The 26,482-nt window shown below is 72.2% G+C and carries 25 protein-coding genes and 1 tRNA gene; 13 read left to right on the top strand and 13 right to left on the bottom strand.

Annotated features, from left to right (window positions below; all coding sequences use genetic code 11):
* Positions 1–4 precede the first annotated feature (4 nt).
* From AC0NZQ_RS07530 to AC0NZQ_RS07505, 6 genes are all read right to left on the bottom strand, one after another.
* Positions 5–724 (bottom strand): anchored repeat-type ABC transporter ATP-binding subunit, encoded by a 720-nt coding sequence (locus AC0NZQ_RS07530; RefSeq protein ID WP_474529073.1) that lies wholly within the window; start codon positions 722–724, stop codon positions 5–7.
* Complete coding sequence (locus tag AC0NZQ_RS07525) at positions 721–1,674, bottom strand: TIGR03773 family transporter-associated surface protein (protein ID WP_474529071.1); 954 nt, start codon at positions 1,672–1,674, stop codon at positions 721–723. The genes AC0NZQ_RS07530 and AC0NZQ_RS07525 overlap by 4 nt, the downstream gene beginning before the upstream one ends.
* Entirely contained in the window at positions 1,671–3,269 is a 1,599-nt protein-coding gene (locus tag AC0NZQ_RS07520; RefSeq protein WP_474529070.1) for an anchored repeat ABC transporter, substrate-binding protein, read from the bottom strand. The genes AC0NZQ_RS07525 and AC0NZQ_RS07520 overlap by 4 nt, the downstream gene beginning before the upstream one ends.
* The gene (locus tag AC0NZQ_RS07515; protein ID WP_474529069.1) at positions 3,266–6,991 is read right to left on the bottom strand and encodes a TIGR03773 family transporter-associated surface protein; all 3,726 of its coding nucleotides are present in this window, start codon (positions 6,989–6,991) and stop codon (positions 3,266–3,268) included. Before AC0NZQ_RS07515 ends, AC0NZQ_RS07520 begins: the two co-directional genes overlap by 4 nt.
* A 132-nt stretch (positions 6,992–7,123) precedes the next feature.
* Positions 7,124–7,771, bottom strand: a complete 648-nt coding sequence (locus tag AC0NZQ_RS07510) for a hypothetical protein (protein ID WP_474529068.1) — start codon at positions 7,769–7,771, stop codon at positions 7,124–7,126.
* Positions 7,772–7,890: 119 nt separating this feature from the next.
* Complete coding sequence (locus AC0NZQ_RS07505) at positions 7,891–8,634, bottom strand: sigma-70 family RNA polymerase sigma factor (protein WP_474529067.1); 744 nt, start codon at positions 8,632–8,634, stop codon at positions 7,891–7,893.
* 293 nt (positions 8,635–8,927) lie between these two features.
* On the opposite strand from AC0NZQ_RS07505, the gene AC0NZQ_RS07500 reads away from it, so the two are divergent.
* Together AC0NZQ_RS07500 and AC0NZQ_RS07495 are read left to right on the top strand one after the other, a co-directional pair.
* On the top strand, positions 8,928–9,206 hold the full coding sequence (locus AC0NZQ_RS07500) for a hypothetical protein (RefSeq protein WP_474529066.1): 279 nt from the start codon (positions 8,928–8,930) through the stop codon (positions 9,204–9,206).
* An 83-nt stretch (positions 9,207–9,289) separates the two neighbouring features.
* Positions 9,290–9,460, top strand: a complete 171-nt coding sequence (locus tag AC0NZQ_RS07495) for a hypothetical protein (RefSeq protein ID WP_474529065.1) — start codon at positions 9,290–9,292, stop codon at positions 9,458–9,460.
* A gap of 105 nt (positions 9,461–9,565) precedes the next feature.
* Here AC0NZQ_RS07495 and AC0NZQ_RS07490 read toward each other — a convergent pair whose 3' ends face one another.
* Both AC0NZQ_RS07490 and AC0NZQ_RS07485 read right to left on the bottom strand, forming a co-directional pair.
* Positions 9,566–10,297, bottom strand: coding sequence for an ANTAR domain-containing protein (locus AC0NZQ_RS07490; RefSeq protein ID WP_474529064.1), 732 nt, complete (start codon positions 10,295–10,297; stop codon positions 9,566–9,568).
* An 850-nt stretch (positions 10,298–11,147) separates the two neighbouring features.
* A complete protein-coding gene (locus AC0NZQ_RS07485; protein WP_474529063.1) occupies positions 11,148–11,765 on the bottom strand; it encodes a TetR/AcrR family transcriptional regulator in 618 nt (205 codons plus the stop codon).
* Between the two features lie 115 nt (positions 11,766–11,880).
* On the opposite strand from AC0NZQ_RS07485, the gene AC0NZQ_RS07480 reads away from it, so the two are divergent.
* Together AC0NZQ_RS07480 and AC0NZQ_RS07475 are read left to right on the top strand one after the other, a co-directional pair.
* On the top strand, positions 11,881–12,642 hold the full coding sequence (locus tag AC0NZQ_RS07480; RefSeq protein ID WP_474529062.1) for a 3-hydroxyacyl-CoA dehydrogenase: 762 nt from the start codon (positions 11,881–11,883) through the stop codon (positions 12,640–12,642).
* Between the two features lie 14 nt (positions 12,643–12,656).
* Positions 12,657–13,808 (top strand): acyl-CoA dehydrogenase family protein, encoded by a 1,152-nt coding sequence (locus AC0NZQ_RS07475; RefSeq protein WP_474529061.1) that lies wholly within the window; start codon positions 12,657–12,659, stop codon positions 13,806–13,808.
* Positions 13,809–13,821: 13 nt separating this feature from the next.
* Here the strand turns inward: AC0NZQ_RS07475 and AC0NZQ_RS07470 are convergent, their stop codons facing one another.
* Positions 13,822–14,793, bottom strand: coding sequence for a beta-ketoacyl-ACP synthase 3 (locus tag AC0NZQ_RS07470; RefSeq protein ID WP_474529060.1), 972 nt, complete (start codon positions 14,791–14,793; stop codon positions 13,822–13,824).
* Between the two features lie 177 nt (positions 14,794–14,970).
* Here AC0NZQ_RS07470 and gad point away from each other — a divergent pair, with 177 nt between their 5' ends.
* Complete coding sequence (gene gad / locus AC0NZQ_RS07465; RefSeq protein WP_474529059.1) at positions 14,971–16,341, top strand: glutamate decarboxylase; 1,371 nt, start codon at positions 14,971–14,973, stop codon at positions 16,339–16,341.
* Positions 16,342–16,386: 45 nt separating this feature from the next.
* Here gad and AC0NZQ_RS07460 read toward each other — a convergent pair whose 3' ends face one another.
* Positions 16,387–17,010, bottom strand: coding sequence for a hypothetical protein (locus tag AC0NZQ_RS07460; RefSeq protein ID WP_474529058.1), 624 nt, complete (start codon positions 17,008–17,010; stop codon positions 16,387–16,389).
* A 252-nt stretch (positions 17,011–17,262) separates the two neighbouring features.
* On the opposite strand from AC0NZQ_RS07460, the gene AC0NZQ_RS07455 reads away from it, so the two are divergent.
* The 4 genes from AC0NZQ_RS07455 to AC0NZQ_RS07440 all read left to right on the top strand — a co-directional run bounded on the left by AC0NZQ_RS07455 (position 17,263) and on the right by AC0NZQ_RS07440 (position 22,015).
* Entirely contained in the window at positions 17,263–19,443 is a 2,181-nt protein-coding gene (locus AC0NZQ_RS07455; RefSeq protein ID WP_474529057.1) for a molybdopterin-containing oxidoreductase family protein, read from the top strand.
* A gap of 3 nt (positions 19,444–19,446) precedes the next feature.
* Positions 19,447–19,776, top strand: coding sequence for a ferredoxin (gene fdxA / locus AC0NZQ_RS07450; protein WP_474529056.1), 330 nt, complete (start codon positions 19,447–19,449; stop codon positions 19,774–19,776).
* Complete coding sequence (locus tag AC0NZQ_RS07445; RefSeq protein WP_474529054.1) at positions 19,773–20,789, top strand: NAD(P)/FAD-dependent oxidoreductase; 1,017 nt, start codon at positions 19,773–19,775, stop codon at positions 20,787–20,789. The genes fdxA and AC0NZQ_RS07445 overlap by 4 nt, the downstream gene beginning before the upstream one ends.
* Before the next feature lie 176 nt (positions 20,790–20,965).
* Positions 20,966–22,015 (top strand): GGDEF domain-containing protein, encoded by a 1,050-nt coding sequence (locus tag AC0NZQ_RS07440; RefSeq protein ID WP_474529053.1) that lies wholly within the window; start codon positions 20,966–20,968, stop codon positions 22,013–22,015.
* Here AC0NZQ_RS07440 and AC0NZQ_RS07435 read toward each other — a convergent pair.
* Positions 21,996–22,997 (bottom strand): helix-turn-helix domain-containing protein, encoded by a 1,002-nt coding sequence (locus AC0NZQ_RS07435; protein ID WP_474529052.1) that lies wholly within the window; start codon positions 22,995–22,997, stop codon positions 21,996–21,998. The two genes, AC0NZQ_RS07440 and AC0NZQ_RS07435, sit on opposite strands and share 20 nt — an antisense overlap.
* 260 nt (positions 22,998–23,257) lie before the next feature.
* Between AC0NZQ_RS07435 and moaA the strand changes: the two genes are divergently transcribed.
* The 3 genes from moaA to AC0NZQ_RS07420 all read left to right on the top strand — a co-directional run bounded on the left by moaA (position 23,258) and on the right by AC0NZQ_RS07420 (position 25,583).
* Positions 23,258–24,262 (top strand): GTP 3',8-cyclase MoaA, encoded by a 1,005-nt coding sequence (gene moaA, locus AC0NZQ_RS07430; protein WP_474529051.1) that lies wholly within the window; start codon positions 23,258–23,260, stop codon positions 24,260–24,262.
* Between the two features lie 19 nt (positions 24,263–24,281).
* Positions 24,282–24,758: a CBS domain-containing protein gene (locus AC0NZQ_RS07425; RefSeq protein ID WP_474529050.1), complete on the top strand. Its 477-nt coding sequence runs from the start codon at positions 24,282–24,284 to the stop codon at positions 24,756–24,758.
* Positions 24,759–24,893: 135 nt separating this feature from the next.
* Positions 24,894–25,583 carry a YoaK family protein gene (locus tag AC0NZQ_RS07420; RefSeq protein ID WP_474529049.1) on the top strand — a complete coding sequence of 230 codons (690 nt, stop codon included), beginning with the start codon at positions 24,894–24,896 and terminating at the stop codon, positions 25,581–25,583.
* A 79-nt stretch (positions 25,584–25,662) separates the two neighbouring features.
* On the opposite strand, the gene AC0NZQ_RS07415 is transcribed toward AC0NZQ_RS07420, so the two are convergent.
* Positions 25,663–25,736 (bottom strand) — tRNA-Gly (locus AC0NZQ_RS07415).
* Between the two features lie 81 nt (positions 25,737–25,817).
* Between AC0NZQ_RS07415 and AC0NZQ_RS07410 the strand changes: the two genes are divergently transcribed.
* Entirely contained in the window at positions 25,818–26,177 is a 360-nt protein-coding gene (locus AC0NZQ_RS07410; RefSeq protein WP_474529048.1) for a hypothetical protein, read from the top strand.
* 3 nt (positions 26,178–26,180) lie between these two features.
* Here the strand turns inward: AC0NZQ_RS07410 and AC0NZQ_RS07405 are convergent, their stop codons facing one another.
* The gene (locus AC0NZQ_RS07405) at positions 26,181–26,411 is read right to left on the bottom strand and encodes a sigma factor-like helix-turn-helix DNA-binding protein (protein ID WP_474529047.1); all 231 of its coding nucleotides are present in this window, start codon (positions 26,409–26,411) and stop codon (positions 26,181–26,183) included.
* Between the last annotated feature and the right edge of the window lie 71 nt (positions 26,412–26,482).

Here is a 26,482-nt window from a genome sequence, read left to right as displayed (position 1 = left end):
CACGTCAGCTCACCCCCAGCACGCGCAGCAGCGGGCTGGTGGCGCCGACGTCGAAGGTCCGCATCCAGGGCCGCGGGTCGGTCAGCTCGGCCGGCGCCGCGTCGGCCACGATCGTCCGGTTCAGCAGGCAGAGACGATCGCAGCCGTGCAGTGCGCCGAGCAGGTCGTGGGTTGTCATGAGCACGGCGCGGCCGTCGCGCGCGAGTCCTGCGAAGAGGTCCAGCAGGAGTTCCTGCGTCGGCATGTCGAGGCCGGTGAAGGGCTCGTCCAGCAGCAACAGCTGTGGCGCGGCCGCCAGCGCCCGGGCGACGAGGACACGCTGTCGCTGACCGCCCGAGAGCTGCCCCACCGGACGCCGCCGCAGCCCGGTCATGCCGACCAGCTCCAGGGCCTCGGCGACGGCGACGTGGTCGGCGACGCGCGGCCGGCGCCACCACCCGATCTGCCGGCGGCGACCGGTCAGCACCACGCCCTCGACCGAGATGGGGAAGTCCCAGGCGAACTCGTGGCGCTGCGGCACGTAGCCGGGGGCGCCGGCCACCACCGCGGCTCCGGCGCTGGGTCGGACCAGACCGAGCACAGCCCGCAGCAGCGTCGTCTTGCCGGCGCCGTTGGGGCCGACGAGACCCGCGAACTCGCCGGCAGCGAGGTCGAGGTCCACGTCGTGCAGGACCCGGCGACCGCCGAGCTCGACGGCCAGACCTCGCACCGTCAGCGCGCTCATCCGCGCTCCCCGCCGGTGAGGAGGGCGGCTCGGCGCCGGCGCGACCGTCCCTGCAGCGCGACGATCGCGGCGCCCGCGATCACCGCGGCTGCCACTGCCCCGGCGAGCAACCAGGTCACCGACCCGGAGGTCCGGTCGGCGGAGTCGCTCGAGCCGGCGGCGGCCCCGGCTGCCGAGACGGGTGCGGCGACCGGCGCCGACGCCGACGCCGACGCCGAGCCTGTCGGCCGCGTCGGCGTGGCCGCGAACGAGGCGGGCGTGCCGTCACCCACGGCGAAGCGCAGCGACTGCCGGTCGCTGACCTTGCGGCCGGAGCGCAGCGTCGCCGAGATCTCCAGCTCCACCTGGTAGCTGCCGGGACGGGTGAAGACCCAGTTCGCGTGGGTGTGGGTGTTCGCCTCGACGAAGAGCGGCTGCGGCGTCCGCCGCGCACTGGACCAGAGCAGCTCCGGCGGTCCGCCGGTGCCGGACTGCAGGAAGACGTGCACCGCACCCGGCCCGCGCAGACCCCGGAACGTGAAGGTCGCACCGAGGGCGACGGCGTCGCGGACGGCCGGGTCCCGGGTGTTCCAGCCCGTCCAGACCACACCCCGGCGCTGGGTCTGCGGGATGACGTAGACCTGCCGGCCGCGAGCCTCGCCGAGGAAGGCGTACGGCGCGGAGCGTGGGGCGGTGAGCGCAGCGGCGTCGTGCACCCGGATGACCACGTCGGACGGCCGCCGCCACACCGGCGTGCCGGCACGGTCGTCGTGGATGGCGACCTGCCAGCGGCCGTCCCGCAGCCTCGGTCCGATGTCGAGATGGCCGTCGCCGACGACGACGTGGCCGGCGACGGTGGGCTGCGCGGGGGCGATCGGCTGCGCCGTCCGCGACGCCGCTGCCGGGGGCGCGACCAGGGCCGCGGTGGAGACGATCGCCAGGCAGCAGGCGGTGAGCAGGGGGCGGATCACGACAGGCACTCCCGGATCGAGTCGGCGTTGGCGCGCATCATCTGGACGTAGCTGCGGACCTCGCCGTCGGCATCGGCGTCGAAGCTGTCGCCGTAGATGCGGCAGACCCTGAGCCCTTCGTCTCTGGCGAGGGTGGTCAGCGGCGAGGACCGGGCGGCGAGGTCGGGCTCCAGGAAGACCGCCCGCACTCCGAGACGGCGGACGGTGGCGGCGAGCCGGCGGCGCTCGCCGAGGCCTGGCTCGGTGGCCGGGTTCGGCGTGACGAAGCCGGCGATCCGGAGGTCGTAGGCGTGGGCGAGGTAGCCGAAGGCGTCGTGGGTGGTGACGAGCTGCCGGTCGGCTCGCGGCACCGCCGCGATCGTGCGGCGCACGTAGTCGTCGGTGCGCCGGAGCTCTCGCAGGTAGCGGGCGGCATTGCCGGCGTAGGTCGCCGCGCCGCCGGGGTCCACCCGGCTGAGCTCGTCGCGGATGATCTTGACGTAGGCCATCGCGTTGCCGACGTCCTGCCACAGGTGGGGATCGATCTCGCCGTGCACGTGGGCTCCGAGGACGGCCTGCGGCAGCTCGTAGACGCGGGCGCCCGGCCGGCCGAGGAAGCGGAAGGCGGGATCGCCGCCCACGGCATGGGCCGTCCGGGCCGGCACCTCGACGACCGTCGTGGCGGGGTCGAGGTCACGCTGTCCGTGACGTCCGTCCTGCTCGGTGTCGGTGACCAGCGTCATCCGCCGGGCGTCGAGATCGGCGGTGATGTCCGAGTGCCCGGCCGAGACCACCGTGCGGACGCCGGGCGCGCGGTAGGGGTTGACGCCGACAGCAAAGCTGACGCTCGTCCGCCCGATGTCGACGGGACGGCGGCCCCCGCCGGGGACGAGGCGCGCGCGCAGGTCGAGGCGGTAGCGGCCGGGCTCGGTGAAGGCCCACGTCATGTGGGTGTGGGCATCCGGCGGCAGCGTGGCCGTGTCGTCCGCCCCGCCCTCGTCCCCACCATCGCCGTCGATCCCGTCGTCGTCGATCCCGTCGCCGGAGTCGAAGAAGACGTCCGGTTCACCGAAGCTGCCGGTGAGGTAGCCGACCAGTCGGCCGGGGCCCCGGAACGCGGTGGCCGACAACCGGACGTCCGAGCTGCGGTCGGCGCCGAGCGCGGCGCCGGTGCCGCGGACCCGCAGTCCCAGCCAGGGGGCGTCGAGCGAGACGTTCTCGACCAGCGGGATGAGGTCCGCGGCGTACTTCACCGACTCCTCGGCCAGCGAGACATTTCTCGCGCTCTTGCGCACATTGGCGTCGAGCATCTTGATGAGACTGTGCTGCTCCAGCAGCGCGTAGTTGCTGAAGGCGACGTCGGCGTAGACGACGGCGCGGACGGCGCGCAGGGTCGGCTCGTAGCTGTGCGGGTCGCTGCCTGCGGGCACCAGCGAGGTCACCGCGGCGCGCGCACCGCCGACGTGGCGGGCGAGGTCAGCCAGCAGACCGGTGGTGGTGACGACGTGCACCGGCTTGCCGTCGCCCGGCCCGCCCGCACCGGGGGCGCAGCCGGTGACGGCGAGCGCCCCGGCCAACACCACACTAAGGACGACGGCGGCCCCGGAGCGCGTCACACCCGCCTCCGGCGCCGGCCGGCGAGCAGCAGGACGAGGGCGACAGCGACGAGGCCGAGCCCGGTGGCGAGGGCGTCGATCAGGTCACCGCCGGTGCTGGCGAGGGCGCGCGCCTGCTGCGAGGCGCTCAGCCGGCAGGACTCGCCGCCGGCGGTGCGGCCCACGTAGCGCACGGTCCGGAGACCCGGTGCCGACGCCGCCGGGTCGGCTCGGGCGACGGCGATCGTCAGCGTGGTCGTCCCGCTCCGGGTGCCGCCGTCGCGTAACGGCACCGACTGCGTCAGGGCGAGCCGGTAGGTGCCGGGCCGGGTGAAGGCCCAGTTCGCGTGGGCGTGGACGTTGAGCGGGACCCTTGTCGCCCGCGGGAACCCCGGAGCCGTCCCGAGGACCCGCTCGCGGACACCGCCGAAGACGTCGTCGGTGTAGACCGCGACCCGACCCGGTCCGGTGACGCCGGTGAGGGCGAAGGTGACCGGGCCGGCGGCAGCCGCGCGCAGGGTCGGGTGCTGGGTGTTCCATCCCAGCCACGGCACCCCGGTCCGCTGCGTCTGCGGGATGAGCCACACCGGGGCGCCCTGCCGGCCGAGGAAGCCGTAACCGGCGGGGACCCGGCTGCGGGCGCGTACGCCGACATCGAGGACCACGCCTGCCGGGTCCCGGGAGATCGGCGGATCGGCGCGACCGTCCTCGAGCTCGGCGACGAGCGCAGCCCCCCGGACCGCGGCGCCGAGGTCCAGGTGGCCGTCGGCGACAACCGTGGCCGGCGCCGGCCGGGTCGTCACGATGGGGGTCGCGAGGCAGCGCTCCCGCTGCAGCGCTGACTGATCTCCGGCCGACACCGGGCGCGACACCGGGCGCAACGACACCGGCGCGCCGGGGACGGCTCCGCTGTCGCTGCCGGGGGCCCGGCCGGACGGCCCGGAGCCGCGACCGGCGTCGAGCCCACGGACCTGCGCCGCCGTGCGGCCGCAGTCGGCCGGGGTGACCGTCGTCGCGTCCAGCGCGCCGACGGCGACGAGCAGGGTGGCTTTGCCGGATCCGCCCTTGGGCAGCGCGGTGAAGGTGGAGTCGAGGCAGTAGACCCCGTCGGCGGTGAAGGCCCAGTTGCCGTGGCCGTGGGCCGAATAGCCGAAGGAGCTCCGCCTCGTCCCGTCGAGCAGCACCCTCGGCGTGCCGAACGCCTCGCTCTCGAAGAGCGCGAAGCGTCCCGGCCCGCGGACGGAGTTCAGCGTCCAGCGCACGGAGGTGGCGCCGCCGCGGCTCAGGCCGACGTTCCACCCCGGCCAGAGCAGCCGATCGTCCTGGGTCTGCGGCAGCACCCACACCGGCGCGCCGGCCCGCCCGAGGAATCGGTAGGCACCCGCCGCCGGGACGGAGCTGCGGGCGGCCGGGGCCACCGCGAACGTGACCTTCGCCGGGTCGCGGTCGACGGCGGGTTCGGCGTGGTCGTCGTGCACCGCGACCCGGAGGCCGGCGGCGGTGACGTCGGAGCGGATGTCCACGTGACCGAACCGCAGCACGCTGCGACCGCTGGCCGGTCGCGTGCTCCCCGAGCCGGGCGAGGTCGGGTTCGTGGGTCGGGACGGCGTCGACGAGGCGGCGGTGGGCCGTTGTCCCCGGCCACACGTCGTGACCGTCGCGGGCCGGTCCCCCGCCACCAGGGTGAGCGTCGTGGTGTCGCCGACGGTGGCGCCGTCCGAGGCGCGACGACCGCGCCAGGACATCGCCACGCAGTAGACGCCCGGCGTGTCGAGGTGCAGCTGGAACCGGTTCTCCGAGCGGCCCGGCACCAGGGTGGTGGCCGACGTCGGCGCGGCCGGGGTCGCGAGCAGGATCTGCCGGTTCAGGAAGGCGTCACGTAAGGCGACCCGACCCGGACCGCGCATCCCGGTGATGGCCCAGCTGAGCCGGCCCCGCAGCTGCGACGCCTCCACCCCGAGGGTGTCGATGCCGAGCAGATCCCCGCCGCCGTCGCCGTACTGGTGGAAGGTGTAGAGCCGCCGCCCGACGGGCCCGGCCTGCGGGTAGGGGTTGGCGTCGCGGTCCTGCCGCGCCCGGAAGACGACATCGGCCGGGTCGTAGGCCGTGCCGGGTCCGTCCGGGCGCTCGCGCACGATGCGTGTGACGAGCCGACCATCCGCGGTCATCGACGTGGTGAGCCGGTTCTCGACCGAGGTGCCGCTGCCGTCGGGGCTGCTGGTCAGCTGGAGCACGCCGGCCGGCGCGGTGGCCGGGCTCCGGTGCGGCACCCCGACGGGCGGCGGCTGCCCGGCGCGTCCGCAGGGGGTCACGGTGGCGGGATCGATCTCGTCACCCACCACGACGGTGAGCTGCCGGGTGTCACGCTGCTCGGTGCCCGCCGCATCGGCCAGCTGCAGATCCATGCCGAGGCAGTAGACGCCGGGTGCACTGAAGTCCCAGTTGCGGTGACCGTGCGAGCCCACCGGCAGGTAGGCCCCCTGCGGCAGTCCCTGCCGGGTGCTGAAGGTGGGACCGGCACCACCGGAGACGCTGCCGTTGTTCCACACCGCGACCTCGCCCGGCGGTGGTCCGCCGTCGGCACCGGTGACGCCGGTGATCCGCAGGACCGGGCTGCTGGTCACCCGTTGCGTGATCAGCTCGCCGCCGAAGCCCAGCCAGACGAGGTTGCGGTCGTAGTTCTCCGGGATGCGCCAGGTGGGTGAGCCGGCGGCGCCCAGGAAGCTGGTGTCGACGCCCGCCGACGGCGCCGGGACGGTGGTCCGCGCGCGGTCCGGGATGGTGACGACCGCCGCCTCGAACGGGATCAGCTTCTCGTTGCCGCCCCCGGCCGCGTCGGTCTTGCGCAGCACCAGCGACAGCGGATCGCCACCCCGGAGCACGCCGGCGACGTCGACGTGGCTGCCGGCCCCCAGCACCGTGGTCCCGCCCGTCGGCGGATCGGGATCGGTCGGGTCGGTCGGCTGCTCGCAGGTAGCGGTGGCAGCCAGCTGGTCGGCACTGCGGTCGCCGACGACCACGCGCATCGCGACGGGTGCGCCGCGGACCGTCGCGTTGTCGGCGAAGCGGAGCACCTCGGGACGCATCGTGAGGCAGTAGCTGCCCGCGGCGGCGAAGGCTCCGACGGCGTAGAGCCGCTCGTCCGGCGCGTACACACCGCTGAAGATGTTCGCCACGCCGGCAGGCCGGGAGAGGTCCCAGTTCAGTGCGCGATAGGGCTCGGCCTCGGGATCGTCACGGACGGGGGTGTCCTGATAGAGATAGCTGCGCCCACCGGTCGCCGACAGCAGCCGGATCTCGGGTGCGCGCGCGCCGTCGGCGTACTCGGAGCCGGCTAGGCCCAGCACGACATTGCCGGTGGCCGCGCCGTCAGCGGGGTCGGCGGCCGTCCGGAAGTACGGCGTGCCCTCCGGGCCGAGGAAGGCGTAGAACGAGTCCTCCGGGCCGGGGTCCTCGCCGCCGGGGTCGCGGGCGAAGTCGTCGTGCGGCACCGTCGTGAGTCCCGAGGTCGGCACGTGCACCACGACACGCGCCGGATCGAGGCTCCTGCTGCCGCTCCCGTCGTAGTCGCTGGCGGTGAGCTCCAGCGCGGGCCTGCCGTCGCGCTGGGCGACCCGCAGCATGCCGACCTGGTCGACGACAGTCAGCGGGTCGGCGGCGCGGGCGGCGGGGGGCAGCGTCGGGACGGCGGGGAAGACGGCGGCCGAGACGAAGACGAGAGCAAGGCGGGCGAGGCGGGACATCACAGACTTTCCGGGGGACGACAGGCGGTCGAGGCATCACCGCGTCCCGACGCCGACGAGCGCCGGGACGCGGTGCGCGGGCTCAGCAGTGGCGACCGTCGAGTGACGGTCTGCCGGCGAGCCGGCCGGCGCTCAGCTGACGGCGAAGCGCAGGTTGTCGGTGCTGCTGCGCGCGACGCCGCCGCTGAAGGTCACCGAGGCGGTGATGGGCAGGACGTAGGTGCCGGTCGTGGTGAAGCCCCAACGCCGGTCGGCATGTCCGGTGACGACGATGCCGGTGTTCTTGCCCGACGCCGTGGTGGTGTCGACCTGGGTCTGCGTGCCGCTGGTGTTCGCGTACGCCGCCGCCCGGCCACCGGAGGGCACGGTGGCGGTGCCGCTGCGCTTGAAGGTGACCTGTGGCAGCGTGCCGCTGCAATTGGTGTATCCCACCTCGGCCCCCAGCACCGTGCGAGGCGGCGCCTGGGTCTCGTCCTCGGTGAGGACGCGCACCGGAGCGGTGCCGCCGAACTTGGCGGTGTCGTTGGAGGTCGCGCTGACGCTGGTGCTCGACGTCGCGTCGAAGGTCAGCGTGTCAAGGGTGTACTCGGTCTCAGTGGCGTGGTTCTCGCCCTTGAGCTCGATGGTGCGGGCGGCGCAGTCGACGTTGGCCTTGAGGTCGTAGTGAGCGCCGGCGACGCCGGCCGAGGCCGCCGGGGAGAAGCCGACGAGCAGCGCCGCGGCGGCGCCGGCGACGGCACCCCCGGTGGCGAGCGAGCGGATCGGGGTCAAGCGGGTCATGCGGGTTCCTTTGCTCGATCAGGATGGGCCCGCAGAGCTAATCGTTAATGAAAATCATTGTCAACTTGGATGGGCGCGGCTGCGCGCGAACGGCGGACGAGGCCGCCGCCCCGAGACGGTCAGCCGGCGGCGGTGAACCGGGGGTCGCCGCCAAGACCCTCCCGCGGCGCGCCGAAGGCCGCCCGGACGCCCGCGGCGCGCGCCGCGACGCCGGCCGGCGTGCGGAAGACGGTGGCCACAGCGCGCCCGTCCCCCCTCGTGCCGCCGGACGACTTGCCCCCGCCGAGCTCGGCGAGCGCCCGGCTGCGCAGCTGCACCACCTCGGCCGGCGTCACCTCGAGCTCGGCCGCGAGCTCCGCGGTGGTCCGCTGGTGGCGGTAGTAGCCGTCGACGACGAGCCGCAGGCGCTCGGGCAGCGAGCCCACCGGTGACGGCGCGGGTCCGGCCACCTGGCCGTCGGCCGACGCGCCGAGGTGACCGAGCTCGTCCTCCCGCACCCCAAAGGCCTGGGCCAGCTGAGCGGGGCTGGGCTCCCGGCGCAACGCGGTGGCGACATCGTGCCGAGCCTGGTCGTCGGCCCGCCTCCGCGACGCCGCGGAGCGACTGCTCCGGTCGTCGTCCCGCAGGTGATCGGCGATCGCCGCGTGGATACGCGTAGCGGCGGCACGGACGAACGGGGCGCCCTCCGCCTCGGCGGCACTGCGCGCGGCGAGCAAAAGCCCGAGCACACCCGCCGAGACGAGGTCCCCACGGCTCGTCGCGGCCGGCAGCCGGGTGAGCGCTGCGCGGACGGCATGACCGACCAGCGGCAGGTGGGTGCGCACCAGTTCGTCGCAGTCACGAAGCGGGAGGTCAACAGTCACGGGAACGTCCTTCAGCGGCAGGGGCGCTGCCCACCGGGGCAGCCGACGGCGTCGCCACCAAGAGGCAGCGACCCCCGTCATGTGAAATTTATGTTAGTAACCGTAAGCCGCTGGTTAGGTTGAGGGCAACCGTGTTGTCATGGCGAGCGACGGAATCGTGCGCTATCCGGCTAAGACGAGACACGATCCGGCCGATGATCATGACGAGACGACCTCCACCCCCGGGAGCAGCAGTGACCAGAACACCCCCGCACCGCACCACCCCTCGCCTCTCCGTGGCCGGGTGACGGCGCATGTGCATCACCGTCTCCCACCACTCCGCCGGATGTCGTCCGGCCCGCGGTGACCTCGGCACGGAGCTTCGCTCGGTCATCGCCGATCGCCAGGTGCTCGCCGACGTCACGACGACGCTCACCGCGCTGAGCTCGGCGCTCGGCGGCACGGCCTCCGAGCGCACGGTCGTGGTCCACGACGACCACATCGAGGTGATCGTGGTCGGCGAGGGCAGGCTGCAGTACGGCATCGTCGACACCGCGCCGGTCGGTGAGCGGACGGCCTGCTCGGCCGCCTGACTCGACGAAGCCACCGTCCGGGTAGCACGTGGATGATCACCACGGCTGGCCGGGCACCGCGGACTTTGGCATCCTGGATGTCGGTGGCGCGCGGGTACAGCATCAGCCCGCGGCCCCACGCCGGTGGTGACATCGAGCAGCCGTGGTGGCGCCGCCTGACCCTCGGCGGCCGCGCCGACCGACCGCTGCTCGCCGACCTCGTCGAGGGGCGATCGGAGGTCAGCGGGGAGGCCGCCCGGAAATTCGGCGCCTGACCGATCACGCCCGGTCGAGCTGCACCGTCGGCGGGAACGCGTCCCGCGGCTCACCGCGCGGCTCGCCGCACAGTGGTTCCGGCGGCCTGATCACGGCCGGAAGCGTCACCCTCGCGCGTCGCCGGCCGGTGCCGCCGCGATGATCTCCCGGGCGACCTCGTGCAACCTGCGGCGCGAACTCCGTGCCTGCTCGAGCAGGTGCAGGTAGGCCTGCTCGGCCGTGACGCCCTCGCGCCCGACGAGCAGCCCCACGGCGGTCCCGACCACCTTGCCGGACTCCGGGACGACCGATCCGGTCCGCGCGGTGGCCGTGGCCAGGTGGAGCAGCACCGCCCGCACCTGCGCCGCGCACGACCGGGCCAGCGCCACGGCCTCGACGTCGAAGGCCGCGGCGCGCGATGCATAGAGGTTGAAGGTCAGCCGCCGCTCGGCGATCGGGAACCGGTAGGAGAGCATCGAGCGGATCGCGGTCTGCACCACCACCGCCTCGGCGAAGACCGGCCAGCGACGGTCGTACTCGACGTCCTCGATGTGGACGAAACCCTCGCTCACCGGCGCGAAGGCCCACGGTCCGTCGGCGTGGGCGCACTGCAGGTCGTCGACCAGATAGGTCGCGGGGTCGGTGGTGACCACCGCTCGCGGCTCGCCCGACAGCGGCCATTCGGTGAGCCCGGCGGCGTCACAGCCGGGGACCGTGTCCCGACAGACCTCGACCAGCTGGCGAGCAGCAGCGGCCAGATCCGTTCCCGCATGCACCGCCTCGTGGACAGGCACCATCTGCACGGTGATCTCTGCGTGCGCGTCGAGCCCGCGCAGCCCGGTCGGAATCACAGGCATCAACCCCCTCACCGGCGCGACGCTTCTGCGCGCTCACCGTATGGGGTATCGCAACCCTCGACTGTCGGCAAGAGGCCGCCTCAGGGGCTGGCCGGGGGATCCTCGGCTCGTGCGACCTCCGACCAGTGCGCCTCCATGGCGGCGCGCGCAAATCGGTGCAGGCCGTCGTGTCCGGCAGAAAGCTCACAGCGGACCGGTTCCTTGGCGAACCGGGCACGCGGACTCACGTCCCCACACATTCGCAGGCCCGCCTTTTCGAGAACCTCGGTCATGAAACCGGTTTACACCATATTGCCGGTCGCTACATCCTGTGAGCGCTCACCGAGCCGATACCTTTATCGGATATACACCAAGCGAGAGCGGCGCCGCGCCGTTCGCTCGAGCGCACTGCACGAATGTGCACCGAATGTCGATTACACGCCGTTCTCGATCCACCAGGCCGCGGCCGGCGCTGTCGCCGAAGCGACCCCTCCTCCCGGAATCCTGGGCACGCCGTCTCGTCGACGTTTCGTGGCGCCCGCACTCGCACTTGCACTCGCACAACGGAAGTGCAGCATTGCTCGTCACCCCATAAGGGACGGACGGGAACTGTGCGGTACGTCGCGTAAGCAGGCATCAGCCTCGCGAGGATCGCCCGTACGCCGTATCGCGAATGCCACAGATGATCGTCGCCGCCACGCCGGAGTATGCCCTGCGCGTCGAGCGCTGCCGCGCGCCGGGTCAATGGCAGCGAGCGCCCGATTGCGCAGATCGGCTCAGCGCTTCGGCCGGGGGCGGCGACCCGTACTCGCCATTGTTCGGTATGCCTCGACGTCATCTCCCGGTGACGTCGGCCGATGTTCCGGCAGCGTCAGGCCTTCGGCGCAGCGGCGCGGACTCCGACCACGGCGAGGACGAGACGCGCCAGCTCCGCGTAGGCCTGCGCGTGAGAGAGCCCCGTCCGCGCGGTGATGCCACCGCGCTCGATGGCATCCATGGCCGCCGCCGTAACCTCGCCGAGGAATCGAGCATGGACAAGGTCGAACTCGCCGGACCGCACGCCGTCGTCGACGAGCTGCCGCACCCGCTCGGCAGCGATGTGGGTGTGCCGCTCGTAGCTCTGCCGCGTCACCGCCGTGTCGGCCACGTCGGACAGGAACGCCGGCGACGCCGTGGCCAGCTCGTCGGCGACAGCGAGCAGGTAGGTGTGGAGTCGGGTGCGGGCCGTGCGGCGACTGGCCGTCCGCTCATCGACCCGCTGTGCGGCGCGACGGAAGAAGTGCTCGACGCAGCGGGCGACCAGTTGATCCTTGCTGTCGGCGAGGGCGTAGAGCGTCGACTTCGAGCAGTGCGCGCTGGCGGCGATCTCGTCGAGTCCCAGCGAGCGAAAGCCCTCGGCCAGCAGCAGGTCGACGATCGAGTCGAGGATGGCCTGTTGCCGCGGACTCAGCCCACGCGCACCGGCACCCACCGGCGACCACCCGACCATCGCGCCATCCTCTCAGCCACAACCGCCATGACCCATCTCATCGCGACGAACGTTGAACTGTACTGGCGTACATGCTTCAGTACAGTCGAAAGTCCATCACGACAGGAGCTGAACAGTGGATATCTCAGGTGCCGTCGCCGTCGTCACCGGCGGTGCGTCCGGCCTCGGACTCGCCACGGCGAAGCGGTTGTCGCAGGCCGGCGCCCACGTCGCGGTGATCGACCTGCCGAGCGCCGAGGGCGACAAGGCGGTCGCCGAACTCGCCACCCCCGGCGTCTTCGCCCCCGCCGACGTGACGTCGGAGTCCGAGGTGAGCGCCGCCTTGGACCGCGCCGCGGAGCTCGGCCCGATCCGCGTCGTCGTCAACTGCGCCGGGATCGGCACGCCCGGCCGAGTCATCGGCAAGAACGGCGTGCTGCCGCTGGAGCAGTTCAGCCGCGTCGTCACCGTCAACCTGATCGGCACCTTCAACGTGCTGCGGCTGGCCGCGGAACGGATCCTCAGCCACGAGCCCGTCGGCGAGGAGCGCGGCGTCATCGTCAACACGGCGTCGGTGGCCGCCTTCGAGGGCCAGATCGGACAGGCGGCCTACGCCGCCTCCAAGGGCGGCGTCGTCGGCCTCACCCTCCCCGTGGCTCGCGACCTGGCCGACAAGGCGATCCGGGTCGTCACCATCGCCCCCGGTCTCTTCCTCACCCCGATGCTCGAGGGGCTGCCGCAGGAGGCACAGGACTCCCTCGGCCGGCAGGTGCCGCATCCCAGCCGGCTCGGCGACCCGTCCGAGTACGGCGCACTGGTCGAGCACATCGTCGCCAATCCCATGCTCAACGGCGAGGTCATCCGTCTCGACGGCGCCATCCGCATGGCCCCCCGGTAACAGGAGCGAGCATCGTGGACCGCGGACACTACGACGACGAGCACCTCGCCTTCGGCGAGGCCTTCCGGGCCTTCGCCGACAGACACGTCGTGCCCCGCTACGACCAGTTCGAGGCCGAGGGCATCACCCCGCGCGAGGTCTTCCTCGAGGCGGGCAAGGGCGGCTTCCTGGGGATGCAGGTCCCGGACCGCTTCGGCGGTGGTGGGGTGGCGGACTTCCGCTTCAACCAGATCCTGGACGAGCAGATCGCCGCGGCCGGCATCGGCGGCAGCGGCCTCGGCATCTCGCTGCACAACGACATCTGCCTGCCCTACTTCACCACCCTCACCACCGAGGAGCAGCAGAGCCGCTGGCTGCCCGGCATCGCCTCCGGCGAGCTCATCACCGCGGTGGCCATGACCGAGCCGGGCGCGGGCTCCGACCTCGCCGGCATGCGGACGCGGGCGCGTCGCGACGGCGATCACTACGTCCTCGACGGGGCGAAGACCTTCATCACCAACGGCATCAATGCCGACCTGGTGATCGTCGCCTGCCGCACCGGCGAGGCCGACGACCGTCGTGGCGGGGTCTCCCTGCTGGTGGTGGAGCGGGGCATGCCCGGCTTCGAGCGTGGCCGCAACCTGGACAAGCTCGGCATGCACTCGCAGGACACGGCCGAGCTGTCCTTCGACTCCGTCCGGGTGCCGGTGGACAACCTCCTCGGCGAGGAGGGCCAGGGCTTCGCCTACCTGGCTGCCAAGCTGCCCCAGGAGCGGATCTCCATCGCGATCTCGGCGCTGGCCGAGGCCCGTGCGGCGGTCACCGAGACCATCGCCTACGTCACCGAGCGCACCGCCTTCACGAAACCGGTGTCGTCCTTCCAGAACACCAAGTTCGCGCTCGCCGACATGGCGACCGAGATCGATGTCGCGCAGGCCTTCGTCGACCGGTGCGTCACGCTGCTGTCGTCCGCCGAACTCAGCGTGGCCGACGCGGCCAAGGCCAAGCTGCACTGCACCGAGCTGCAGGGGCGGGTCGTCGACCGCTGCCTGCAGCTGCACGGCGGCTACGGCTACATGAGCGAGTACCGGATCAGCCGCCGCTACGCCGACGCGCGCATCACGCGGATCTACGGCGGCACGAGCGAGATCATGAAGACGGTGATCTCCAAGAGCATGGGGCTCTGAGGCCGCCCGAGCGTCAGACGCCGTCGGCGACGGCGGGCAGCTCCACCACTTGGGCGACGTAGCTCAGCCCGGCGCCGAACCCGACGAGCAGGGCGAGGTCGCCGGCGTGGGCACGACCGGACTGCAGCAGCCGGGTCATGGCGATGGGGATGGAGGCCGCCGACGTGTTGCCCGAGAGCCGCACGTCGTCGGCCACCACCGCATGCGACAGCCCGAGCGCCCTGGCGGCGGCGTCCACGATGCGCAGGTTCGCCTGGTGGGGGACGAAGGCGACGATGTCCGAGAGCAGGACGCCGGCCCGCTCGCAGGCCCGCCGGGCCAGCGGCGGCACCGTCTCCACGGCCCAGCGGAAGACGTCACGGCCGGCCATCCGGAGCAGCCCGGCGTCGTCGCAGCGCAGCACGTCGGCGGCGCCGCCGTCACTGCCGAAGACCGTCGGTCCGATCCCCGCCCGGCCCGACTCGCCGGCGCTCACGACGGCCGCTCCGGCCCCGTCGCCGAAGATGATCGAGGTCCCGAGGTCGGCGGCGTCGACGAGCGAGCTCATGCGTTCGGCCGCCACCACGAGGACGTGGCGGACCGCCCCCTGCCGGATCAGCGCGTCCGCCGTCTGCAGCGCGTAGCCGAAGCCGCTGCACGCGGCGTTCAGATGCATCACCGCCGCCCGCGGGGCGCTCCGGCGCGGGGTGAGGCGCACCGGCTCACCGGCCTCGCCCACGCTGCAGCTCGCGGTGACGACCAGGTCGATCTGCTCGGGACGCAGGCCGGCGGCCCGCACCGCACGATCGGCTGCCCGCTCGGCGAGCCGCCGCACGCCCTCGTCGTCCACGACCCGGCGCAGCTGCTCGATCCCGGTACGGGCGGCGATCCACTCCGGTCCCTTGCCGAAGGATCGGCCGAGCTCGGCGGCGGAGACGACGCCCGGCGGTTGGGCGGCGGAGACGGAGGCCAGCCGGCTTCCGGAGACAGACGAGGACCCGAGCACGAGCACAACCTTCGGTACCGTAGGTAGTAGGAAGCCCTACCTTCTCCGCTACCCCCGGGTAACGCCAACCCGCTCCCGTCGTCCTCAGCATTCCCGGTGCCGCGCGTGGGCAGGCTGTCGAGGAAGGCCCGGTCGGCGGACGCCGCACCGTGGCGTCTGCCGCAGTCGAGGAGCCCCATGTCGCACCGCACCGGCCACACGAATCCGATGATCGGCCTCACCGATCCGTCGCTGGGGCGAGAGGTGAACGCCCCGCACACCCGGCTGGCGCGGGAATCCGTGCCGGCCGAGGTGGCCTACCAGCTCATCCACGACGAGCTGCTGCTCGACGGCAGCGCGCGGCTCAACCTCGCGACCTTCGTCGGCACCTGGATGGAGCCCGAGGCGCACCGGCTCATGGCCGAGTCCATGGACAAGAACATGATCGACAAGGACGAGTACCCACAGACCGCGGCCATCGAGCAGCGCTGCGTCTCGATCCTCGCCGACCTCTGGCACGCCGCGGATCCCGAGCACGCCACGGGCTGCTCCACCACCGGATCGAGCGAGGCCTGCATGCTCGCCGGCATGGCTCTCAAGCGGCGGTGGCAGGCCCGCACCGGGCACGACCCGGCCCGCCGGCCGAATCTCGTCATGGGGGCGAATGTCCAGGTCTGCTGGGAGAAGTTCTGCCGCTACTGGGAGGTGGAGCCCCGCATGATCCCGGTCGAGGGTGACCGGCTGCACCTGGGCGCCGCCGAGGCTGCCGCGGCCTGCGACGAGAACACCATCGGCGTCGTCGCCATCCTGGGCTCGACCTTCGACGGCAGCTACGAGCCGGTCGCCGACATCGCCGCCGCCCTGGACGAGCTCGCCGCGAACGGCGGTCCGGACGTCCCCATCCACGTCGACGGCGCCTCCGGCGGCATGATCGCGCCCTTCCTCGACCCGGACCTCGTCTGGGACTTCCGGCTACCGCGGGTCGCCTCCATCAACACCAGCGGCCACAAGTACGGCCTGGTCTACCCCGGCGTCGGCTGGGCGCTGTGGCGCGACAAGGCGGCCCTGCCCGACGACCTCGTCTTCACCGTCGACTACCTCGGCGGTCAGATGCCGACCTTCGCGCTCAACTTCTCCCGCCCCGGCAGCGAGGTCATCGCGCAGTACTACACCTTCTTCCGTCTCGGCTTCGAGGGATTCCGCGCCGTGCAGCAGGCGTCCCGCGACGTCGCGACCTATCTCGCCGGCGAGGTGGAGGCGATGGGACCGTTCCGCCTCATCACCCGCGGTGACCAGCTGCCGGTCTTCGCCTTCACCACCACCGACGAGATCACCGAGTGGGATGTCTACGCCGTCTCCCGGGGCCTCCGCGAGCACGGCTGGCAGGTACCGGCCTACGCCTTCTGCGAGGATCGGCAGGATCTGAACGTGCTGCGGGTCGTCTGCCGCAACGGCTTCTCCCGCGATCTCGCCGAGCTCTTCCTGGGACACCTGCGCGCCGTGGTCGACGCGCTCGGTGACGACGCCGCGGCAGCCGGACGAACGGGGCCCGCGTCGTTCCACCACTGACGCGCGTTCGCCCGGCGGCCGTGGGCCCGACGCGCAGCCGCCGGGCTACGAGGCGAAGAAGGCATCGAGAGACGCCGTGAGCCGCGCCGCCGTCGCACGCTGCGCTGCCGTCGGGTGCACGGTCGGGAGGGCTGCGAGCTCGGCAAGCTGCGTCGCTTGCTGGCCGTAACGGTGCACGTCGTGCGACAGCGCCCGGAGCGCAGCGTCGAGGAAGAAGTCGCGCTGCCGGGGCGGCGCTTGCCGGCTCGCGATCCAGTCGGGACGGGCCGTGGCCAGCGGATCGACGTCGGTGGAGACCCCGTAGCGGCCGGGCGTGTCGAAGAAGGCGTCGAGGTCGCGGGTCAGCGTCGCCGCACGCCCGCGGTGCACCGTCGCCCCGGCGCCGGAGACGGCGAGGAGGGTGGCGAGCTTCCTCGCGGGGGCCGCGTAACCGGGGCCGGAACGAACCAGCTCGGCGCGGGCCGCCCGCCAGCTCGCCGTCCTCACGGCCGGGGACGGCTGGTCACCCCGGATCCAGTCGGCCTGCGCCCGCGCCAGATGACGCTGCGCTGTCGGCGCGGGTGTCGGCGCGGGTGTCGGCGCGGCCTGCGCCACGTCGGCGGCGGCTGGTGACATCGCCACACCCACGGCGGCGAGCACGGTGACGGTCTTTCGCGGCAGACGACGCATGTCGGATCTCCTCTCCCCTTGCGGTGCCACCGGGTGGCTGCACTCCCTTCTGCTGACGGATCCGAGGGCCGTGGCGTTGCGACAGCCGATGTAGACCGCTCAGCTGAGCCTCACAACTGTCGGAGGCTGCCACCGGCTGACATCGGGCCGGCCGGTCGCGGATCGTCGACTCCCTGTCACTGCACCGGCCGCCTGCGGGGGTGCCTCCAGGTCAGGCTTGATACCTCGGTATCCGCTGACCAGGAGGCGAAGATGACGCTGCTCGACGACTCGGCACCCGACACCGGTACGCGCGAGCTGACGGTGCTGGGCGCCTGCCCCCAGGACTGCCCGGACACCTGCGCCATGGTGGTCACCGTCCGGGACGGCGTCGCCGTCGACATCGCGGGGAGCAAGGAGCAGCCGTACACCAACGGCGGGCTCTGCGTGAAGGTCGACAACTACCTCGACCGCGTCTACCACCCCGACCGGGTGCTGTACCCGATGCGCCGCACCGGACCCAAGGGGGCCGGCGAGTTCGAGCGGATCACCTGGGACGAGGCCATCAGCGAGATCGCGACCCGCCTCGGCCAGGTCGCCGACGAGCACGGCGCCGAGGCGATCATGCCCGTCAGCTATCTCGGCACCCAGGGCATCCTCAACGGACTGAACGTCGGCGATCCGTTCTTCAACCGTCTCGGCGCCACCGTGGCCGAGCGCACCTACTGCGACTCCGGCTCCTGCACCGCCTACGCGATGACCATCGGTGACACCGCCGGGGTCGACCCCGAGTCGCTGGTGCACTCCAAGTTCATCCTCATCTGGGCCGCCAACATCATGAGCACGAACCTGCATCTCTGGCCCTACATCGCCGAGGCCAAGAAGCGGGGCGCCAAGGTCGTCGTCGTCGACCCGGTGCGGACCAAGACGGCCCGCCAGGCGAGCCAGCACATCGCGATCCGCCCCGGCACCGACGGCGCGCTGGCGCTGGCGATGATGAACGTGATCATCGCCGAGGGCCTCACCGACGACGACTACATCGCCCGGTACACCGTCGGCTACGACGAGCTGGTCGAGCGGGTGCGGCAGTACACACCGGAGTGGGCGGCGCGCGAGACCGGCATCCCCGCCGAGACCATCACCACCCTGGCCCGCGAGTACGCCACCTCGCAGCCGTCGGTGATCCGGATCGGCGTCGCGGTGGAACGGCACGCCGGCGGCGGCCAGACCGTGCGCGCGCTGTCGTGCCTGCCGGCCCTGGTCGGTGCCTGGCGTCAGCCCGGCGGCGGCATCCTGCAGCTGCCGCTGTGGGCCTTCCCCGTCAACTGGCCGGCCTTCATGCACCCGGAGTTGCAGACGCCGGGCACCCAGGTGGTCAACCAGTTCCTGCTCGGTCAGGCGCTCACCGGCCAGCTCGAGCTCAGGACCCCACTCCATGCCCTGGTCGTCTACAACTCCAACCCGGTCGTCGTGGCGCCGGACCAGGAACTGCTGTTGGCGGGGCTCTCACGCGAGGACCTCTTCACCGTCGTCAGCGAGCAGTTCCTGACTGACACCGCGCGCTACGCCGACATCGTGCTGCCCGCCACGACGCAGCTGGAGCAGGAGGACATCATGTTCTCCTGGGGCCACCTCTACGTGACCTACAACAACCCGTCCATCGCACCGCTGGGCGAGGCGGTCCCCAACACCGAGCTGTTCCGCCGGCTCGCGGCGGCCATGGGCTTCGACGACGACCCTATCTTCACCCGAACGGACGCGGAGATGATCGCCGAGGCCTTCGACTGGTCTGCCCCAGCGATGGCCGGCATCACGGTGGAATCACTGCGCGAGCAGGGCTGGGCCAGGCTCAACGTGCCGCCGGCCGAGGAGTACGCGCCGCACCGGGAGGGGAACTTCCGCACGCCGTCGGGCAAGACCGAGTTCGTCTCGTCCGCCGCGGCCGGCGGCAACTTCGTGGTCCCGCTGTTCCGCCAGGGCTCCAACGACCACCAGCCCGGCCAGCCGGTGGACCCGCTGCCGCACTACATCGCGCCGCGGGAGACCTCCGAGGCCGACCCCGGCCTCGCCGAGAAGTACCCGCTCAACCTCATCTCGCCCAAGTCGCACGCCTTCATCAACTCCAGCTTCGCCAACATCGAGTTCCACCAGAAGGTGCAGAAGCCGGCGACGCTGCTGCTCAACCCCGACGACGCGGCGGCCCGCGGCATCGCCAACGGTGACGTCGTCCGTGCCTTCAACGACCGGGGCAGCGTCGAGCTGCTGGCCAAGGTGGATCAGTCGACGATGTCCGGCGTCACCGTCTGTCACGTCGGCCACTGGCGTTCGGACTCGCTGGGCCTGGCCACGCTGAGCGCGCTGAACCCCACCCGCTTCGCCGATCTCGGCAACGCCCCCACCTTCTCCGACACGCTGATCGAGGTCGCCCTCGTCCGGCCGGCCGCGGCGGGCTGAGCGATGGCCTACGTGATCACCGACGCCTGCATCGACGTCACCGACAAGGCCTGCCGGGAGGAGTGCCCGGTCGACTGCATCTACGAGGGCGACCGGATGCTCTACATCCACCCCGACGAGTGCGTCGACTGCGGCAAGTGCGTGCCCGCCTGCCCCAACGACGCCATCGTCTCGGAGTACAAGCTCCCGGCGGAGAGGGAGCAGTTCCGGGCCGTCGCGGTGGAGTTCTTCCAGACCCACCCGGACGCCGAGAACGGCGCCGAGGAGGTCGGCCCGCTCGGTGGCGACCACCCGGTCGTCACCTCCTGGCCCCGGACGACCGCTTCCGGATGAGCACCGCTGCCACCACGGCCACAGCTGCCGCCGGGACCGCCGAGATCGACGTGGACCTCGTCGTCGTCGGGGCGGGTCCGGTCGGGCTCTATGCCGCGTACTACGCCGGCTTCCGGGGCATGTCGGTGGCCGTCGTCGACGCCCTGGACCACGTGGGCGGGCAGACCGCGGCGATGTACCCGGAGAAGCTGGTCTTCGACGTCGCCGGCTACCCCGCCGTCAAGGGGCAGCAGCTCGTCGACGCGCTGGCCGAGCAGGCCGAGTCCGCCAAGCCCCGGTACGTCCTCGGCGAGCAGGTCGTGGACCTGGTGACCGGACCCGACCACGCCCTGCTGACGACGACCGGCGGCACGGTGCTGCGTGGTCGCGCCGTCCTGCTCGCCGCCGGCATCGGCAGCTTCACGCCGCGCCCGCTGCCGGCGGGCAACGAGTTCACCGGCCGCGGTGTCGTGCACTTCGTCCCGCGACCGGCCGACTACGCCGGCGCCGATGTCGTGGTGGTGGGCGGCGGGGACAGCGCCGTCGACTGGGCGGTCACGCTCGAGCCGGTGGCCCGCAGCGTCACCCTCGTCCACCGCCGGGACAGCTTCCGCGCCCACGAGGCCAGCGTCGCCCGGCTGCGGTCCGGGTCCGTGGAGATCCTGACGCCTGTCGAGGTCACCGCGGTCCACGGCGACCGCGTCGTCGAGGGGGTCTCGCTGACCGACGACGCCGGGCGGACCCTGCACCGCAAGGCCGACGTGGTGGTAGCGGCGCTCGGCTTCAAGGCCGATCTCGGACCGCTGCGGCGGTGGGGGCTGGAGCTGGACCGCCGGCAGGTGGCCGTCGACCGCGCGCAACGCACCTCGCTGCCACGCGTCTTCGCGGCCGGCGACTGCTGCGGGCACCCGGACAAGATCACGCTCATCAGCGTGGGCTTCGGCGAGGCGGCGACGGCCGTCAACCACGCGGCGCCGTTGGTGCAGGCCGGGGCGGCGATTGTCCCCGGCCACTCCAGCGACGCCGGTTTCTGAGACATAGGTCGAGACGAACCGACATCACGATGCCGGAGCCTTCGGCATCGTCGCCCGGGCGGGTCGTGGCGCCCCGACGCCGTCGTGACGGGTCTCAAGACATCCCTGCGCCAGCCGATGGTGAGTGCATGGTGCACTGGCGGCAGACAGAGCATCGCCGTTCTGATGATCACCTCGTGCAGCGTCTGCTCCGCCGGATCGGCCGCGGCGACGGCGACAGCGCGGTCGGCATGGGATGTGCCCTGTTGGTTCTCACCGGGGTGCTGACCACCGTCGCCGCCCCCGTCCTTCACCTCGACAACCAAGGGTGGACGGCCCTCGCCGCCGTCTCCGTGGTGATGGCCGTCGTGACCGGGCTCAGTGTGCTGATCGAGTGGACCAGGTACCCGACCCCGACCCTGCTGCTCTTCCCCGTCGTCGTCTTCGCTGCCTTCACAGCACTCGGCATCACCACCCGCGGGTCGTTCGCGCCACTGTCCGGCTTCTTCACGCTCTGCTACGGCTACGCCGGGCTGACCCAACGCCCGCGCGCCAGCATCGCCCTGGTTGTGCCCTCGTCGGTCGCTCTCGTGGCCGTCTACGGCAAGCTTGATTCCGAGGTGGCGGTCCGGCTCGTCGTTGCCACCAGTGTCTGGATCGTCTTGGCCGAGGTGCTGGCCGGTTTCGTCGCTCGTCAAGCGATGATGGCGGCGTCTTTGCGCGCTGCCGCATTCAGCGACCCGCTCACCGGCTTGGCCAACCGGCGCGACCTCGACGTGCGACTCGCCGCCTGCCAGCCGGGAACCAGCCTCGTCGTCTGCGACCTCGACTACTTCAAGCGCATCAACGACGAGTACGGGCACAGCGCCGGGGACCGAATCCTCATCGACTTCGGAAGCGCCCTTCAGGCCATCTTGCGTGAGGACGACTACTGCGCGCGCTACGGCGGCGAGGAGTTCGTCGTGGTCCTGCCGTCCACCAGTCCCCGGCAGAGCGAGGCCGTGCTCGAAAGACTGCGGTTGCATTGGAAGCTGCTGCAGCCGGACGTCACCTTCTCCGCGGGCATCGCCCAGTGCAGCGACGGCCGCGGCGCCGCACAGAGCCTCGCCGCCGCCGACCGCGCGCTGTATGCCGCGAAGGCGGCCGGACGGGACACGTATCGACACGACCCGGACGGCGGCCGAGACCTCGCGCCAGGGGTGCTCAGGCCAAGTCTCCCAGCCCCGATCAGCGTCGGGGACGGGTAACCGCGCGGGGGTCGCCGGAGAGCTCGCACATCAGCTGGCGGTACTCGCGCGGGCTCATCCCGAACGCCTGCCGAAAGAGCCTGCCGAAGACACCGAGGTCGACGAAGCCCCAGTTCCGCGCGATCTCGCGCAAAGACTTGTCCCGGACGATGCTGCTGCGGATCTCGCGCCGTGCGCCGTGCAGACGACGACTCCGGATGGTCTGGGCGACGGTCTGCTCCCGCGAGGCGAAGAGGCGGTGCAGCTGCCGGGTGGAGACGGAGACCGCCGCCGCCACCCGATCCGGGTTGAGGTCAGGGTCGGCGAGGTGGTTGTCGATGTAGGAATCGGCTGCGGCGAGCAGCGAGGCCGTGCCGGTCCGGGTCGAGGCACCGATGAGATCCGGCAGCGACTGCGCGGCGACCGCGACGAGGTCACCGACGTGATCGGCCACCTGGCCGGCGTGCCCCATGCCGAGCGCGACGTGCTCGTCCACCACGTCGCAGAGCAGGTTGCTCAGCACACGACCCATGCCGGCCTCCGCGCTGAAGGCGCGGGCGGTGGCGTCCCGCGAGATCGCCTCGCTCAGGTTGAAGTCGGCGCGACGCCAGGAATACACCGTCAGCTCCCAACGGGGCGAGTGCGCCGAGGAGCGCAGCTGCCACTCGAAGGGCCGGGAGGTCTCGTAGACGACGAAGTCCCCCGGCCGCAGGGTGGCGGTGCGACCGTCCTGCTCGACGATCGCCGATCCCGAGCGGATGAGGCCGACCTGCAGCAGCGCCTCGCCGTCACGCAGCAGCGAGGCGGTGCGCGAGATGTTCTGATCGACCGACGTCACGGTCGAGACCTGGGCGTGGCCCAGCATGCGACTCTCGACGTCACCCCGGACGTCACCGCCCGTCCGTCCGACGTCGAGGCTGACGAAGTGCTCGCGCAGCACCAGCTGCCAGCCGCGCTCGTCGCGGGCATTGACGTGGGTCTCCGGCGTGAGCTCGTTCAGCACCCGAGAGTCACCCCCTTGCCCCGCATTCCGGTCGTGTCGCGAAGCTAGCCCGCCGCGCTGCTCACCTCAACCCGCCGTCGGGCGAATCGCAGGACGGACGTCGGCCCTGTCCTCAAGGAATAGCAGCGACACGAACGCTGCGGTGGCCGATGACGCGGAGAGTCGAGTTCTCGTCCCTGGTCGTCGCCGACGGAGTCCGGCGCGATGACAGCCTGGACGACCACCCGAGAGGAGGCGTCGCGTTCGTGGAGAGGCTGCCCGTGAGAACTCTGGACCGGCGTGGGCGTCCGCTGCGTGACCTGCGGATCTCGCTGACGGATCGCTGCAACCTCCGGTGCGGTTACTGCATGCCGCGCGCCGTCTTCGGCGCGGACCACCGCTACCTCGGCTCCCCCGAGCTGCTCAGCTACGCCGAGATCGCCGACGTCGTGGCCGCGGCAGTCGGACTGGGCGTCCGGACGGTCCGCCTCACCGGCGGCGAGCCACTGCTGCGGCCGGACGTCCCCGACCTGGTGGCACGGCTGGCGGCCCTCGGCGAGCTGGACCTCGCCATGACCACGAACGGCGTCCTGCTGGCGCGTCACGCTGCCGCACTGCGCGCGGCGGGCCTCGGTCGGCTCACCGTGAGCCTCGACGCCGTCACCGACGCCGCCTTCCGCCGGGCCAGCGACAGCCGGTTCGCCGTCGCGGACGTGCTGGCCGGCATCGAGGCCGCGCGGGCGGCGGGGTTCGCCCAGCTGAAGGTCAACGCCGTCATCCGGCGCGGGATCAACGCCGACCAGGTCGTCCCCCTGGTGGAGCAGTTCCGCGGCAGCGGCGTCGTGCTGCGCTTCATCGAGTTCATGGACGTCGGCAGCACCAACGGCTGGAGCAGCGATCAGGTGGTGCCGATCGCCGAGATCCGCGAGGTCATCGAGCGGCGGTGGCCGGTCGACGAGCTCCCGCCGAACCGCCTCGGCGAGGTGGCGCGGCGGCTGCGGCTACGCGACGGCAGCGCCGAGATCGGCCTCATCGGCTCGGTGTCGGCGCCCTTCTGCGGCACCTGCACCCGGGCCCGCCTCACCGCGGACGGGCAGCTGCACACCTGCCTCTTCTCGACCGGCGGCACCGACCTGCGCGCACTGCTGCGCGGCCCTCGCCGGCCCGGCGATCTGCGCGACTTCCTCGCCGGCCTCTGGGGCGGCCGCGACGACCGCTACTCCGAGCTCCGCGCCCTGGTGGCCGGATCCCGGACGCCGGTCGAGATGTCCTATCTCGGCGGATGAGGGGGAGGTGCTGATCGAGGTGAGCCGACGGGCCACGAGCATCCCTCCCGCAATCCCGAGGGCAGCGACCAGTCCGCGGCAGCTCACCGTCCCGCTCGTCGACGACGTCATGCTGCATCACCCCAAGACCTGGCCGGCCGACCTCGGCCTCGACCAGGCCCGCACGCTGCTCGCCGACGACCATCTGCAGGCGCTGCTGCTCGTGGCGGGACGGCGACTGCTCGGCGTCGTGGTGGCCGAGGACCTGTCGGCGCCACCGGGCACGGCCGACACGGAGCAGGCATCGGTCCTGGCGGTCTCCCGGCTGGCCGGCCGCACCGTCCCGGCCGGGATACCGCTCGCCGTCGCCGATGCCCTGCTGGTCGAGTCGACCTCACGCCGACTCGCGGTGGTCGACGACCGCGGTGACCTGCTGGGTCTGCTGTGCCTCAAGCGGCACCGCCACGGCTACTGCTCGGATGCCGATGTCGCAGCGCGCCGAGCCGCGCGGTCCTGACCGCGAGATCAGCACCGGATCGCCTCAGCGCGGCCTCACGGGCGGCACGGGACTCCCGCGTCGCGCGTCTGCTTTCTTCCTCGATCACCCGGCGAGCGCGGGTGAGCGACAACGGGGGCCCTTAGGATCTCGTCCGTGGCGAGGGTGCGGGTCCGGGACGAGAGCGTGCCCGAGGCCATGGCCCTCGCCGCGGTCGGCGGGTTCCTCGACGCCTACGCGTTCCTCTCCCTCGGCGGCGTCTTCGCCAACGCCCAGACCGGCAACGTGGTGCTCTTCGGCATCGACGCCGGCACCGGCCATTGGGCTGCCGCGCTGCGTCATCTGCCGCCCATCGCCGCCTTCATCGTCGGCATGATCACCGTCGAGGCGCTCGCCCGATCACGTCACCTGCGCTGGCTGGCCCGACCGGCCCGCATCGTCCTCGTCACCGAGTGCGTCGTCTTCACCGTGGTCGGCCTCGTGGCGCTGCCCGATGTCGTGGCCGTGATCCTCGTGGCGTGGGCGGCGACCCTGCAGGTCGGCACCTTCCGCCAGGTGCGCCGGTCGAGCTACAACACCACCTTCACCACCGGGAACCTGCGCTCACTCGTCAGCGAGGCGGCCGGATGGCTGGTCGACCACGACGCCGAGGCCGCAGCTCGGACCCGCGCGTTGCTGGCGGTCGTGCTCTCCTTCGCCGGCGGCGCGCTGCTGGGGGCCCTGGCCGTACGCGCGCTGCACGACCACGCCGTCCTGCTCGTGGTCCCGGTGCTGCTGATCGTGCTCGTCACGATCGCCGTCGCGACCAGCCGCGCCGCGCGGCGAGCGCCCCACGCGGCTGCCTAGCCGCGGTCGGCGGCACTCGGAACGGGGTGAGGACGAGGACGAGCCCGCGCCATCGTCGTGGCCGGGCGAAGCAGACTCGTGGAGCGGGCGACGAGAATCGAACTCGCGTAATCAGTTTGGAAGACTGAGGCTCTACCATTGAGCTACGCCCGCGTGCGGTGGTGCCGCACGAGCAGGATACCGACTGTGCCAATCCGTTCGCCCGGGCGGCTACCGGCTGGCTACGCTCCGCCGGTGCGGGAGATCGGGCGGAAGGCCAGGACGCAGGCGCCGCCACCGCGGATCGTCTACGCCGAGCTGCTGGACCCCGGCAACCGGGAGCGCCGGTCATGGCTGCACCTGCTCGACGACGAGGTCCCGCCGACCGTCACCGTCCTGCGCGCCGGTAGCGAGCTGCAATGGAGCTCGCTCTGGCCGCGGCACCCGCAGGTCGTCGTCCGCTTCGAGGTGTGCCCCGACGGCGGCGACGGCACCCTGCTGATCTGGACGCTGTTCACCGACGGGCCGGAGCCGGGTCCGGCGGCCGTCGGACACCTCCGCAAGCGGATGCAGGAACTGACCAACCGGGACCTGCGACTGAGCTTCGGTCAGTAGGCCTCAGTCCGAGGCCAGCACCGCCAGCGCCAGCGCCTGCATCCCCGAGGCGAGCGCGGTGGTCACCGCGTCGCGCGGCAGCTTCAGCTCGTCGGCGACCTGGTCGCGGGTGCGCCGCTCGAAGTAGACCAGCCGCACCACCCGGCTCTGCGTCGGGTCCAGGCGGCGCAGGGCTCGACGCACGTCGTGGGACCACGACAGCAGTCCGGCCGCCTGGCCGTAGGGATCCGGCACGTCCACAGCATGCCCCGGTGTTGCCCGCAACCCGACCGCTCGTTACCGAGTTGCGACCTGTCAGGTCTCAC

The sequence above is a fragment of the Jatrophihabitans sp. sgz311053 genome (genome assembly GCF_056135305.1).
Note: the sequence above shows the minus strand (reverse complement) of the source record. Positions and strands in the feature narration are given on the sequence as shown.

What these genes read in the sequence shown, in the direction of transcription:
- AC0NZQ_RS07530 (WP_474529073.1), bottom strand. Translation starts at nt 724, where the DNA reads ATGAGCGCGCTGACGGTGCGAGGTCTGGCCGTCGAGCTCGGCGGTCGC.
- AC0NZQ_RS07515 (WP_474529069.1), bottom strand. Translation starts at nt 6,991, where the DNA reads ATGTCCCGCCTCGCCCGCCTTGCTCTCGTCTTCGTCTCGGCCGCCGTC.
- AC0NZQ_RS07510 (WP_474529068.1), bottom strand. Translation starts at nt 7,771, where the DNA reads ATGACCCGCTTGACCCCGATCCGCTCGCTCGCCACCGGGGGTGCCGTC.
- AC0NZQ_RS07500 (WP_474529066.1), top strand. Translation starts at nt 8,928, where the DNA reads ATGTGCATCACCGTCTCCCACCACTCCGCCGGATGTCGTCCGGCCCGC.
- AC0NZQ_RS07490 (WP_474529064.1), bottom strand. Translation starts at nt 10,297, where the DNA reads ATGCCTGTGATTCCGACCGGGCTGCGCGGGCTCGACGCGCACGCAGAG.
- AC0NZQ_RS07485 (WP_474529063.1), bottom strand. Translation starts at nt 11,765, where the DNA reads ATGGTCGGGTGGTCGCCGGTGGGTGCCGGTGCGCGTGGGCTGAGTCCG.
- gad (WP_474529059.1), top strand. Translation starts at nt 14,971, where the DNA reads ATGTCGCACCGCACCGGCCACACGAATCCGATGATCGGCCTCACCGAT.
- AC0NZQ_RS07460 (WP_474529058.1), bottom strand. Translation starts at nt 17,010, where the DNA reads ATGCGTCGTCTGCCGCGAAAGACCGTCACCGTGCTCGCCGCCGTGGGT.
- AC0NZQ_RS07455 (WP_474529057.1), top strand. Translation starts at nt 17,263, where the DNA reads ATGACGCTGCTCGACGACTCGGCACCCGACACCGGTACGCGCGAGCTG.
- fdxA (WP_474529056.1), top strand. Translation starts at nt 19,447, where the DNA reads ATGGCCTACGTGATCACCGACGCCTGCATCGACGTCACCGACAAGGCC.
- AC0NZQ_RS07445 (WP_474529054.1), top strand. Translation starts at nt 19,773, where the DNA reads ATGAGCACCGCTGCCACCACGGCCACAGCTGCCGCCGGGACCGCCGAG.